Annotated in this window: 14 protein-coding genes and 2 tRNA genes; 10 read left to right on the forward strand and 6 right to left on the reverse strand. The window is 37.2% G+C overall.

The annotated features are described in order from the left end of the window. Positions 1-122 precede the first annotated feature (122 nt). The 5 genes from NRL14_RS18665 to NRL14_RS18685 form a co-directional block, all read right to left on the reverse strand. Positions 123-371 carry a hypothetical protein gene (locus tag NRL14_RS18665; protein ID WP_149605878.1) on the reverse strand — a complete coding sequence of 83 codons (249 nt, stop codon included), beginning with the start codon at positions 369-371 and terminating at the stop codon, positions 123-125. 2 nt (positions 372-373) lie between these two features. After that, the gene (locus tag NRL14_RS18670) at positions 374-1,204 is read right to left on the reverse strand and encodes a CPBP family intramembrane glutamic endopeptidase (protein ID WP_149605877.1); all 831 of its coding nucleotides are present in this window, start codon (positions 1,202-1,204) and stop codon (positions 374-376) included. A 119-nt stretch (positions 1,205-1,323) separates the two neighbouring features. Then, positions 1,324-2,193, reverse strand: a complete 870-nt coding sequence (locus tag NRL14_RS18675; RefSeq protein ID WP_149605876.1) for a LytTR family DNA-binding domain-containing protein — start codon at positions 2,191-2,193, stop codon at positions 1,324-1,326. Between the two features lie 691 nt (positions 2,194-2,884). Further along, positions 2,885-2,975: transfer RNA gene (locus NRL14_RS18680), tRNA-Ser, on the reverse strand. Between the two features lie 81 nt (positions 2,976-3,056). Beyond that, a tRNA-Ser gene (locus NRL14_RS18685) sits at positions 3,057-3,147 on the reverse strand. Between the two features lie 251 nt (positions 3,148-3,398). Between NRL14_RS18685 and NRL14_RS18690 the strand changes: the two genes are divergently transcribed. From NRL14_RS18690 to NRL14_RS18720, 7 genes are read left to right on the forward strand one after another with little or no spacing between them, the layout of a single operon-like run. After that, positions 3,399-4,064: a Bax inhibitor-1/YccA family protein gene (locus tag NRL14_RS18690; RefSeq protein WP_008133668.1), complete on the forward strand. Its 666-nt coding sequence runs from the start codon at positions 3,399-3,401 to the stop codon at positions 4,062-4,064. 55 nt (positions 4,065-4,119) lie between these two features. Then, positions 4,120-4,473 carry a sulfurtransferase complex subunit TusD gene (gene tusD / locus NRL14_RS18695; RefSeq protein ID WP_149605875.1) on the forward strand — a complete coding sequence of 118 codons (354 nt, stop codon included), beginning with the start codon at positions 4,120-4,122 and terminating at the stop codon, positions 4,471-4,473. Beyond that, positions 4,470-4,826: a sulfurtransferase complex subunit TusC gene (gene tusC, locus NRL14_RS18700; RefSeq protein WP_033039861.1), complete on the forward strand. Its 357-nt coding sequence runs from the start codon at positions 4,470-4,472 to the stop codon at positions 4,824-4,826. The genes tusD and tusC overlap by 4 nt, the downstream gene beginning before the upstream one ends. Beyond that, complete coding sequence (locus NRL14_RS18705; RefSeq protein WP_007375713.1) at positions 4,823-5,089, forward strand: DsrH/TusB family sulfur metabolism protein; 267 nt, start codon at positions 4,823-4,825, stop codon at positions 5,087-5,089. Before tusC ends, NRL14_RS18705 begins: the two co-directional genes overlap by 4 nt. A gap of 3 nt (positions 5,090-5,092) precedes the next feature. After that, positions 5,093-5,422: a TusE/DsrC/DsvC family sulfur relay protein gene (locus NRL14_RS18710; RefSeq protein WP_007375712.1), complete on the forward strand. Its 330-nt coding sequence runs from the start codon at positions 5,093-5,095 to the stop codon at positions 5,420-5,422. After that, positions 5,422-6,108 carry a pseudouridine synthase gene (locus NRL14_RS18715; RefSeq protein ID WP_306725335.1) on the forward strand — a complete coding sequence of 229 codons (687 nt, stop codon included), beginning with the start codon at positions 5,422-5,424 and terminating at the stop codon, positions 6,106-6,108. Before NRL14_RS18710 ends, NRL14_RS18715 begins: the two co-directional genes overlap by 1 nt. Beyond that, positions 6,101-6,538 (forward strand): NUDIX hydrolase, encoded by a 438-nt coding sequence (locus NRL14_RS18720; protein WP_149605873.1) that lies wholly within the window; start codon positions 6,101-6,103, stop codon positions 6,536-6,538. Before NRL14_RS18715 ends, NRL14_RS18720 begins: the two co-directional genes overlap by 8 nt. 160 nt (positions 6,539-6,698) lie before the next feature. Here the strand turns inward: NRL14_RS18720 and NRL14_RS18725 are convergent, their stop codons facing one another. Continuing rightward, on the reverse strand, positions 6,699-7,970 hold the full coding sequence (locus tag NRL14_RS18725) for a sensor domain-containing diguanylate cyclase (protein WP_149605872.1): 1,272 nt from the start codon (positions 7,968-7,970) through the stop codon (positions 6,699-6,701). Between the two features lie 627 nt (positions 7,971-8,597). Here NRL14_RS18725 and mnmA point away from each other — a divergent pair. From mnmA to purB, 3 genes are read left to right on the forward strand one after another with little or no spacing between them, the layout of a single operon-like run. Next, complete coding sequence (gene mnmA, locus NRL14_RS18730) at positions 8,598-9,698, forward strand: tRNA 2-thiouridine(34) synthase MnmA (RefSeq protein WP_007375708.1); 1,101 nt, start codon at positions 8,598-8,600, stop codon at positions 9,696-9,698. Next, a complete protein-coding gene (gene hflD, locus NRL14_RS18735; RefSeq protein ID WP_149605871.1) occupies positions 9,698-10,300 on the forward strand; it encodes a high frequency lysogenization protein HflD in 603 nt (200 codons plus the stop codon). The genes mnmA and hflD overlap by 1 nt, the downstream gene beginning before the upstream one ends. 31 nt (positions 10,301-10,331) lie before the next feature. Then, entirely contained in the window at positions 10,332-11,702 is a 1,371-nt protein-coding gene (purB, locus tag NRL14_RS18740) for an adenylosuccinate lyase (RefSeq protein ID WP_149605870.1), read from the forward strand. Positions 11,703-11,733: the final 31 nt, after the last annotated feature.

Here is an 11,733-nt window from a genome sequence, read left to right on the forward strand (position 1 = left end):
AGACATGGGGATGCTCCTTAAAAAAGGAGTATAAGATCATACTTTTAAGTCAAGGTAAAGTTCGTGATCTTGCCCTGTAATAAAAGCCCAGTTTTTAAAAGAAATAACAAATAGCTCAGTAGTTACAACTGAGCTATTTTTTGTGATAAATCGATATTTTTATTTATCGCCAACTCTTCAAGCACTATGACTCTTTCAACTAAAACGTCTAACTTTCTTTGCAGCATAACAACCGTATTTTTCTGATTTTTATCTTGTAATAAAAGTGACTTTTCTTTAGTAGTCGTTTTATAGGTAAAGTAATTTTTAATTAGCACTAAAAGTAAAAAAGGCGACAAAAAAATCATTATAATTAAAAATAATTCAAACATTATTATCTCCTCCAAGTGTTTTGTGTTGCTAATTTATAATGCTGAGACGAAAAATCTGGACGTTTTTTAAATAGTGTAGAGAGTGTTATTTGGCGCGGTTTACCACGACGGATAAGTAAGTTTACGTAGAGTATGCTTAAAATTATTGCAGTTGCCTTGAACAAATTGCCTTTTAAATCCCCTGCTGCACCACCTGACATGCTAAATATGCCATAAGCCGCATTCATAAATATATGCATCCATAATGGAAACCAAATACGGTATCCACATTCGCAAAATAACCACGCAAACCAAGTTCCTGCAATTGTTGTAATTGCAACAGCCATCACAGCTGAAATAGCATCATGTCCTTGATAAATATGACCCAAACCAAATATCGTTGAGCTAATTAATGCGGCGGGAATAAACCCCCAACGACAAAAACGAAATAACACGCCAAACAAAGCAGCTCTAAAAATTATTTCTTCAAAAACTCCCGCGTATATTGAACCTGTAATTATCCCCGTAATTGAAAGGTTTAGCGCGTTACTCAAATAAGCGTAACCTATCACCATAGGTGTGCAACAGACTACCGCTGCGAGTAAAAAACGTTGAAAACCTTCAATGTCGACACCTAAAACGTTGTACCAACTCTCATGTTTAAATAATAATGTTGCCACAACTAACAATGGCCCATAAATAAACAAGTATTTAGCAGGAAATAACAAAAGGGCTGATTGTTGATCAAGGTCAGATAGGACACTTACCCAGTTATCCCCCCAGAACTCTTTCATCATGTAATGACAAAATATAAATGTGGTGATTAGTAGCAGTGCTTTAATTGTATGTTTCATACGTACCTTCTTAAGTTACAACTTTAAATTCAACTTAATCATGGCAATCACTAATTATGAAATCGATCAATTAGGGCTAAATTTCATTTTTAGGTGCTAACTACATGTTTTTGGGGTCATCAACAAACATCAGGGGTTAACAACAAGGCTTGTTTAATGACATCAACATAAGTTCGCGAAACTGGAATTGTGAAATCAAATGAGTTCATCGATAACTGTAATCCTCCGACATTCCCTTTACTTACTGCAACTAATTGTAAATTAACTGCATAAGACCGATGACAGCGATATAAAAATGTATTTTGGGGTAATTGTTTTAATAAACCAGTTAACGTTATACGCAGCAATTTATGAGAAACAACATCGTTTTCTATCGTTGCGAGCTCACAGTAATTATCGGCTGACTTAATAAACAATATATCCGATAGCGCAATTGTTAGCTTGTCACCTTTATTATCGCCAATAAGTGTTATTAGACGGTGTGGGGGGACGTTATTTTTTTCTACCTCTTCACAAGCACGCTGTTTAGTCTTAACAACCGGTATTTTTTCAGTTGTTAAGACCATATGCTTTGCATGACGATTGACAACAAATATGAAACTAATCGGGAATAACCCAACTGCTAATGTATATACAATGAAGAGTATTTGGTTTTGCCAATGCCAAGCCCCTAACATAGCAACAACAAAATATCCGTGGTTAAACAAAGCAGTAATTAAAATATAAAGGCTGGGGGTCACTATTATTCGAAGTTTATTGCTAAGATTTAAGCGAATTAAAAAGATCTCAATAAAACCCGAAAGCAATAAAGCGCAAAACGTGACTAAGCCGTAGCCTGAAAGGCGGAGTAATTTATAAGGTTCAGTATCGTTGGTTGTACCAAAAGGTTGGAATACGAATAAAATAAATAGAGTTACTATCGAAAATAAAATTGCCCTGTATACAACCAACTTTCTTGACGCTAAATCATCTTTAAGCCACAACGTCATATTTTACATACCTTTAAAGACTCGCTTGCTAATAAAATACCACAAATTCATCGCTAATTACTGGTTTCATTTTCTCAGTAAATATAAAATGATAAGTAATACCAATTAGCTTATATACGAAGTCTATTTAACGATAAAGAAATTACGCTATAACTAGGCGAATTTTCTACCTAGTCGGCTTGGTAACTGCTCCTGCGTTATCCTACTGGCTTACATTCATGTAAGAATAAGTAAAAATTGAGTAAAACATCCGCGTCCTGCTCACGCCCTTTACCTACATACTATATGTAGGCAAACCCAAGAGCAGCGCACGCTTGGCATTTGAGCTGCCTTATCGCCTATTTATGGGGAAATGACCACATAACATAGGCTCTGCCTTGAACAAAAACCAAACAGTCTACTGTAAATTCAAGCTCGAAAGATAAAAAGGCCCTAATCTGCCCATATAGACTCTATTTAACAATAATGCATTTTATACCAACCTGCATAAATCTTTGATCAATTTAACGAATTAAATTGCACTATAACGTCGTTAAAAATTTTTTATTTATAACAACTAGATATAAAAATTTTTGCCTAGTTCTAGCGTAATTTTCTTAACGTTAAATAGACCCCATATATAAGCAGATTGGTATTAGTTTTCTATAGATACAAAAAAAGCCCGCTAAATTAGCGGGCTTTTTTTGTTATATGGTGGAGAGATAGGGATTTGAACCCTAGATGGGCTATAAACCCATGCCGGTTTTCAAGACCGGTGCATTCGACCACTCTGCCATCTCTCCGATACTGCTAAGTTAAAAGTAAGAGTGTACTAATAACTTTTAAATGAATGATAAATAAATTACCACACACTAATAAATAAGTGGTGGAGAGATAGGGATTTGAACCCTAGATGGGCTATAAACCCATGCCGGTTTTCAAGACCGGTGCATTCGACCACTCTGCCATCTCTCCGCACGGCCTGCATAATAGGGAAACCCACCCCTTTTGTGAAGCTTTTTTTTAAATTAATTGTTTAAGTGCTTAAAAAACAATTAATTTGTTTAAAGTTAAGACAAAGTGTTTTTAATTTAATCGCTAATGAACTTTTATTTAAATATTTGACTCTATTGATCTACAAAGGTTTGCCCAAACATATAAGAGTTGGTAATCTAATTTTAGTTAAATTATCGAAACACACACGTTTCACTTAAAGGAGCTCTACAATGGCGTTTAATCAATCGTACAATACCGCGAAACCGGTAATGTCTACCATTGAAACAAACAAGGTACTTAAAAACACCTACTTTTTACTAGCTATGACACTTGCATTTAGTGCAGTTACAGCCGGTATTTCAATGGCACTACAATTACCTTACTTTATGGGAATTGTGTTTACACTCGTTTCGTTCGGTTTATTATTTGTTGTAAATAAAAAAGCAGATACAGCATCTGGTGTATTTTGGGTGTTTGCTTTCACAGGTTTAATGGGGGCTGGCTTAGGTCCATTGCTTAACCATTATGCTGCATTACCAAATGGCCCAATGCTTATTATGCAAGCCTTAGGTTCTACAGCGCTTATCTTTTTTGGTTTATCTGCTTATGCACTAAACACTAAAAAAGACTTCTCATTCATGGGTGGCTTTTTAACTGTTGGCTTAATTGTTGTGATTGTAGCAAGCATCGTTAATATTTTTATTGGCAGTTCATTGATGTTTATGGTGCTTAATGCAGCAGTTGTACTGATTATGTCTGGTTTGATTTTATTTGATACAAGCCGAATCATAAACGGTGGCGAAACTAACTACATTCGTGCAACAGTGTCTTTATACCTAAGCGTATATAACTTATTTACTTCTTTGCTTGCTCTACTTGGCGCAAGTGATGACTAATTAAATAGTTCTGTTAAAATAGCCCCTTTATTGGGGCTTTTTTATTGGAATTGTTTTGGCACGCTTTGTTCTTTCATTACATACACCACCATCCGATCACGATACTACGCAACGCATAGTTAAATTTGCGAATGCATGTTTAGCCCAAGGGCACACCATTGATGCTATTTTTTTATACCAGCAAGGTATTTATCATGCATCTACACACTTTGATTTATCCTCAGACGAACTTCGAATTTCAGCACTTTGGCAGCAACTCGCTGATCAAGAACTAAATTTAATGCTGTGTGTTACCGCAGCTCAAAAGCGCGGGTTGGATATTAAAAACACAGGTGTATTTAAAGTCGCAGGGTTAGCTGAATTTGCAATGCTTGCAAGCGACGCAGATAAATGGGTGCAATTTAAATGATAAACGTATTAGTAATGAGTCAGTGCAGCCCATTTGACGATTTAAATATTCGTGATGCACTTGATATGACATTGATATTTGCTGCTGTTGACCAAAATATAAGTTGGTTGTTTAGCGGCCCCGCCGTTTTAGCTTTAAAAAAGCATCAGCAACCAAATGATATTGGTTTAAAAGACTTTTTTAAAAATATTAAAACACTCGAAATTTACGATATTGAAAACATTTACGTGTGTGAAAAATCATTGCTTGATTATGGTTTAAATAAACATGATTTACTCATAGAGGCAAAAGCACTCAACTTTAGCCAACAACAAACATTAATTAAAGCCCAGCAGCATGTGGTGAATCTATGAGCACGTTACATATTTTTTCAAAGCCGCTTAACTACTACTGTGCAAATCAATTAGAAAATTTAATTTTACCAACCGATAGCATTTTGCTGGTTGGTGATGCCTGCTTTGCAAAAAAACAATTTAGGCAGTTTGCAGATACACTGTTAATACTTGAACAAGACGCGCAAGTACGTGCAATAAAATTAGCAGATAACGATAAAGCAATTAGCTATGAAGACTTTGTGGCACTCACTTTATCAACTAACCAATCAATTACGTGGTAACTCATGCTTGAATTTAACAACCAACAGATTGAAACCGACAAACAAGGCTACTTGCTCGACCATACTTTATGGTCAAAGGAGCTGGCGCCTGTAATTGCTACTCAAGAAAACATCACACTTAGTGAGCAACACTGGGAAGTCATCAATTTTGTTCGTGATTTTTACATTGAATATAACACCAGCCCAGCAATTAGAATGCTTGTAAAAGCAATGGCTAAAGCACTCGGTGAGGACAAAGGTAATAGCCTTTATTTATATAAATTATTTCCTAAAGGCCCAGCTAAACAAGCAACAAAAATTGCTGGATTACCAAAACCAGCTAGGTGCATATAATGAGAGCTAAATCAGGCAATAATCAAACAACACAAGCCAAGCCTAAAAGAAGTACTGGGCGTACTTATTCTCGCAGTGCACTTAATAAAACGCCATCTGGTAAAAGAGAAATAAAGCCGCAAATAGCATCTAAAGACAGGAAAATTGTGTTATTCAATAAACCATTTGATGTGCTATGCCAATTTACAGATGACGCAGACAGAAAAACGCTTGCAGAATTTATCCCGATTAAAGAAGTATACGCCGCAGGAAGATTAGACAGAGACAGTGAAGGTTTATTGCTTTTAACAAACTGTGGAAAATTACAAAACACCTTGACTGCTCCTGATAAAAAAACGAATAAAACCTACTGGGCACAAGTTGAGGGTGAACCAACGAGTGAATCAATTAATGATTTATGTAATGGCGTAGAACTTAAAGACGGACTTACACTCCCCGCTAACGTTAAAATAATTGATGAACCAACAATTTGGGCGCGAAATCCGCCTGTACGTGAACGAAAAGCAATCCCCACTACTTGGCTAAGCATTACCATTAACGAAGGTAAAAACAGACAAGTCCGCCGCATGACGGCGCATATTGGCCACCCTACTCTTCGCCTCATTCGCTATAGCATTGGTAACTATACGTTGGATGATATTAATTGTGGTGAATATAACGTAATTAAGGGCGTAGTTGATGCATAAACCGCATGTTACGGTTGCAGCAATAGTAAAAAAGCAAAATGAGTTTTTACTTGTAAAAGAGCGCGATAAATTTACAAAGCAAATTTGTTACAACCAACCTGCGGGTCATTTAGAGAAAAATGAGACACTTGCACAAGCTGCAAGCAGAGAGTTACTTGAAGAAACAGGCTTAGCGCTTGAGCCTCTTGGCTTTTTAGGTGTGTATAATTTGCATGCCGATAACGCAGTGCACTATTTACGGTTCTGCTTCTTATTTGAAGCACCTCAGAATATACCAGTCCCAAAACCGCTAGATAGCAACATTATTAGCGCGAATTGGCACACCTACGAGCAAATAAAATCACTACCGCTCAGAAGTCCCCTAGTTTTAAAGTGTATTGATGATAGTCTAAATCGGCCAATATTAAGTCTCGAAACTATATACAATTAGGCTTAAACTATTTTAAGCCTAAAGCCTGCTTATCTCTCGAGGTTAAGTTTGCAGCCGTATGTTTAGTTTTTAGGTATCTCTGCGCCTGTAGTGCGTGGTTATCCCCGATAAATAGGCGCTAATGCAGCATAAATACCAAACAAAATAATATGCAGGTTATTTAATTAGCACTTAAAGCAATACAATTGCGGCCTTGTCTCTTTGCATAATAAAGTGCGCTGTCGGCTGCTTTTATAAAATTTAGCTCATCACTAGCTGTGCATTTATCTATTGTATTTATACCCATACTTACAGATAAAAAACCGGTAAAACTACCTTCATGCGCAATGGCTAAATTTTCTATCGCTTTTTGTATCTGCTCAGCTATAAACAAAGCACCTTGCTTGTCCGTTTGTGGTAATAAAACTATAAACTCTTCCCCACCATAGCGAGCAACAAAATCCTCAGGGCGACTCACTGTTGATGCTATTTTTTGAGCCACATCATATAAACAAGTATCACCCGCTACGTGTCCGTATAAATCATTAAATTCTTTAAAGTGATCTATATCAAGGATGATTAATGACAATGAACCTTCGTACGCCTTCGCACGCTCAAACTCATGTGTTAACTTTTCGTCAAATCGACGTCTATTCGCTATTTTCGTCAGCGCATCCAAAAAAGCCATATCTCTGAGTATATCTTCTGCTTGTAAACGCTCAGTAGCATCTTTAAAAACAGCCAAAAATTCTTCCCCAATATCAATTCCTGATACCTCCATCATTACTTGAGAACCATTTTTACATGACACTCGGTAGTTATTAGCTGGAATGTCGTTGTTATTTTTCAGGGCTAGTTGCAAAGAATTGTCCCAAAGTGTTTTAGCGAACTCCCTATACTTGATATCTGGGTAAGCTTTTTGCCACCAAATATTTAGGTTGGGGACATCTTTGACTGTATAACCAAAAACGTCTACAAAGCGTTGATTTACTCTTAAAATATCGCCAGTTCTTGCACATACATTACACACTGGCATAGGTAATGCTGCGAATAATTTAGCGTAGTGGCTAAGTTCATGTTTACGCATTGGATGCTGTGTACTTTGCGATAAATAACTCATTGCCGTATTATTTTTTTCAGTATTTATCTTTTCATCCATTTCTAACGCGAAATACCATTCAAGCCACCAATATTCAACGTGAGCCAATGCTTTTTTTTCAATACGATCTTGAAAAGATGATTGCTTAATGAGGCCGAATAACTCAGTTATATGATTTGGTTCTTGATAAATACGAAGGCTTTTTAGTTTTATCAGTTCATAGAAAAGATGATAAGCGGCTTTCTTAAATTCAGTATTTGTATTTGCTGATAAATCATTTGGTGAAAAACTAGACTTTAGAGTGTAATGCTCTACGAGTGATTTTATCTCATTTATTTGATAAGCATAATTCATATATTCATTCCGTTGACTATATAGGTAGCGTCCCTAAAATTGATACTATTTAAACAATATCAACTATTTACTATTTCCTAAGTGTATATTTACCCAAGTAGTTTTAAAAGAAAATACTATTAATAAAATTCAATATTTGCATGAAAAAAACTAATAAACTTAGTGCCTACTGACCTTTAGGATTAAAATTTGTTCTATATAAGTGAAATTAAATAGTGCGCGAGATATCAGCCTAGTAGGCGGTATCTACTCCATCGTTACCGTACATACTACATCCGTCGTTAAAAATGAGTTGATTGCCCACGGACAAACCAAAGGGCGCGAATGTTTAGTATTTATGCAACGTTATCGCTTATTTATAAGAAATAGCCACACACCATAAGCGTTACCTTCCCTAAAAATCAATATACTGTTTCAAATTCAACCGCGAAAGGTAAACAGGCACTAATTAATGCGTGAAGTTATGTCCGCTCAAACGGCTCTTAAGGCTAGTTTGCTATTTGTTATACAAATAAAATAGTGACAAATTATGTCTTTGCTGCCCTACGCTCTTTAAGCACAAACAAAATACATGCTATAATCGCGGCCTTTCCAAGTTAACAGCAATCTGTATAAGCGAAATTATTCATGAGCGAAAATAGTCACATTAAAGTCATTGTTGGCATGTCCGGCGGTGTTGATTCTTCTGTATCTGCATATTTATTACAACAACAGGGCTACCAAGTTGAAGGCCTGTTTATGAAGAACTGGGAAGAAGACGACAATGATGAATATTGTGCCGCCGCTGATGATTTAAAAGATGCGCAAGCTGTGTGTGATAAATTAGGTATTGAGCTTCACACTGTTAACTTTGCAGCAGAGTATTGGGACAACGTATTTGAGTACTTTTTAGCAGAGTACAAAGCAGGTCGTACACCGAATCCAGACATAATGTGTAATAAAGAAATTAAATTTAAAGCCTTTTTAGAATTTGCGGCTCAAGCACTCGGTGCTGACTTTATTGCAACGGGTCACTATGTTCGCCGTGAGCTTCGCGATGACAAATACGTTATGTGTCGCGGACTTGATAACAATAAAGATCAAAGCTACTTCTTATATACCTTAAGCCATGAACATATTGGCCAAACGTTATTCCCGGTAGGCGATATCGAAAAACCAGAAGTACGCCGCATAGCAGAAGAGCAAGACCTAATCACGCACGATAAAAAAGACAGCACAGGTATCTGCTTTATTGGTGAGCGTAAATTTAAAGACTTTTTACAAAAGTTCTTACCAGCACAACCTGGCGTTATTGAAGACACTGACGGTAATAACGTAGGCGAGCACGAAGGCTTAATGTACCACACACTTGGACAACGCAAAGGCTTGTTAATTGGTGGTATGAAAGAAGGTTCTGGCGAACCATGGTACGTAGTTGATAAAGACTTAGAACGTAACGTACTTATTGTGGGCCAAGGTAAAGATCACCCTCGGCTATACAGTAATGGTCTTAATGCAAACCAATTGCATTGGGTTGATCGCATTGGTCCTAAAGGTACCACTCGCTGCACAGTAAAAACACGTTACCGCCAAGAAGACTTAAGCTGTACCCTACTTGTAGGTGAAGACGGCATGGCCCGCGTATTGTTCGACGAGCCACAAAAAGCAGTGACACCTGGTCAATCTGCCGTATTTTACGCAGAAGATGTGTGTTTAGGTGGTGGTATTATTGACTCGGTGATTAAGTAATGAATGAATACCAAGTCATGGCGCTTGCCGCCATGTGCCAGGTTGCTAAACAAGTTCAAAAAATTGCCCAATACGGCAGCAACAACGAACACGATTTAGAAATCTTACTTTCAAGTATTATTCAAACATCTCCTGAATCTCCAGAGGACGTTTATCAAGGTACAGATAACCTACGTGATGGCTATAAAACATTAATGGCGCAGCTAACCGCAGGTGCTCAAAAAGATGTTGAAATAGTAAAATACGTAGGTGGTTTAATGCAGCTTGAGCGTGCGCTAAGTGCAAACGATAAAAGCTTAAACGAATTAGGTAAACGAATTGATGATATTCATCGTCGTTTAGATCATTTTGCTATTACCGACGAGAGCGTTGTTGCCGGTTTAGCAGATATATACTCGTCGGTGCTGAGCCCCCTTGGGCACCGAATACAGGTTTATGGTAAACCCGAGTTATTAAAACAGCAGCTCACTCAAAATAAAATCCGTGCGTTATTATTAGCCGGCATTAGAAGTGCAGTATTATGGCGACAAATGGGCGGTAAACGCCGTCACTTTTTCTTTGCAAAAAGAAAAATACTCGCCATTGCTAAAACAAAAATTTAACTATCGTTCAAACTAAAATTTAGGAGTTATTATGGAGCTTTCAGCGTTAACGGCTATCTCTCCAGTGGATGGTCGCTACGGCAGCAAAACCACTGAACTGCGCAGTATTTTCAGCGAATTTGGCTTAATCAAATACCGCGTAATTGTTGAAGTGCGTTGGTTGCAAGCGTTAGCTGCAGCAAGCGATATTAAAGAAGTACCTGCATTTAGCGAACAAGCTAATGCACTTCTAAACGCCATTGTAGATAACTTCAGTGAAGCTGATGCACAGCGCGTTAAAGACATTGAACGCACGACAAATCACGATGTTAAAGCGGTTGAATACCTACTAAAAGAAAAAGTCGCCGATAACAGTGAGCTTCATGCAATTAACGAATTTATTCACTTTGCTTGTACTTCAGAAGATATTAATAATCTATCTCATGGTTTAATGCTAAGCGAAGCGCGTAAAAACGTTTTACTTCCTTATTGCGATGAACTTTTAAGCGCAATTAAAGAAAAAGCAATTGAATACAAAACAATCCCAATGATGACTCGTACACACGGGCAACCTGCTACACCATCGACTATGGGTAAAGAGTTTGCTAACGTATACATGCGTTTAAAACGTCAACGTGACCAAATTGCACAAGTAGAAATGTTAGGTAAAGTTAATGGTGCTGTTGGTAACTACAACGCTCACCTTAGCGCATACCCAGATTACGACTGGCATACACACGCAGATAAGTTTGTATCAAGCTTAGGTTTAACACTAAATCCATTTACGACACAAATTGAACCGCATGACTATATTGCAGAATTGTTTGACGCAATTGCACGTTTTAACACTATATTGCTCGATTTTGATCGTGACATGTGGGGCTACATTGCCCTTAATCACTTTAAGCAAAAAACAATTGCTGGCGAAATTGGCTCATCAACAATGCCGCATAAAGTTAACCCAATTGATTTTGAAAACTCAGAAGGTAACTTAGGCTTAGCAAACGCAATTTTTGCTCATCTTGCACAAAAATTACCAGTTTCTCGCTGGCAGCGTGACCTTACTGATTCAACGGTATTACGCAACTTAGGTGTAGGTATGGGTTATGCGATTATTGCATACCAATCAACACTTAAAGGTGTAAGCAAGCTTGAAGTAAATGAGCAACGTTTAGCTGACGAGCTTGATCAAAACTGGGAATTACTCGCAGAGCCGATTCAAACCGTTATGCGTAAATATGGCATTGAAAAGCCATACGAAAAACTTAAAGATTTAACACGCGGTAAACGTGTAAATCAAGAAATAATGGCTGACTTTATCGATGGTCTTGACCTTCCAGAGCACGCTAAAGTAGAAATGAAAAAACTAACACCTGCTAATTACATTGGTCGTGCTGTTGAGTTTATTGATGATTTAGTTTAAAAACTAAATTACTCTTTTAAAAAGCGAAAGG

The sequence above is a fragment of the Pseudoalteromonas sp. 20-92 genome (genome assembly GCF_030847595.1).
In the GTDB taxonomy this organism is placed as follows: Bacteria; Pseudomonadota; Gammaproteobacteria; order Enterobacterales; family Alteromonadaceae; genus Pseudoalteromonas; species Pseudoalteromonas fuliginea.

Excerpts from the sequence above, each read along its gene's own strand:
- NRL14_RS18710 (WP_007375712.1), top strand. The coding sequence starts at position 5,093 with ATGCTTGAATTTAACAACCAACAGATTGAAACCGACAAACAAGGCTAC.
- tusC (WP_033039861.1), top strand. The coding sequence starts at position 4,470 with ATGATAAACGTATTAGTAATGAGTCAGTGCAGCCCATTTGACGATTTA.
- NRL14_RS18670 (WP_149605877.1), bottom strand. The coding sequence starts at position 1,204 with ATGAAACATACAATTAAAGCACTGCTACTAATCACCACATTTATATTT.
- NRL14_RS18705 (WP_007375713.1), top strand. The coding sequence starts at position 4,823 with ATGAGCACGTTACATATTTTTTCAAAGCCGCTTAACTACTACTGTGCA.
- NRL14_RS18715 (WP_306725335.1), top strand. The coding sequence starts at position 5,422 with ATGAGAGCTAAATCAGGCAATAATCAAACAACACAAGCCAAGCCTAAA.
- hflD (WP_149605871.1), top strand. The coding sequence starts at position 9,698 with ATGAATGAATACCAAGTCATGGCGCTTGCCGCCATGTGCCAGGTTGCT.
- NRL14_RS18690 (WP_008133668.1), top strand. The coding sequence starts at position 3,399 with ATGGCGTTTAATCAATCGTACAATACCGCGAAACCGGTAATGTCTACC.
- mnmA (WP_007375708.1), top strand. The coding sequence starts at position 8,598 with ATGAGCGAAAATAGTCACATTAAAGTCATTGTTGGCATGTCCGGCGGT.
- purB (WP_149605870.1), top strand. The coding sequence starts at position 10,332 with ATGGAGCTTTCAGCGTTAACGGCTATCTCTCCAGTGGATGGTCGCTAC.
- NRL14_RS18725 (WP_149605872.1), bottom strand. The coding sequence starts at position 7,970 with ATGAATTATGCTTATCAAATAAATGAGATAAAATCACTCGTAGAGCAT.
- NRL14_RS18665 (WP_149605878.1), bottom strand. The coding sequence starts at position 371 with ATGTTTGAATTATTTTTAATTATAATGATTTTTTTGTCGCCTTTTTTA.
- NRL14_RS18675 (WP_149605876.1), bottom strand. The coding sequence starts at position 2,193 with ATGACGTTGTGGCTTAAAGATGATTTAGCGTCAAGAAAGTTGGTTGTA.
- NRL14_RS18720 (WP_149605873.1), top strand. The coding sequence starts at position 6,101 with ATGCATAAACCGCATGTTACGGTTGCAGCAATAGTAAAAAAGCAAAAT.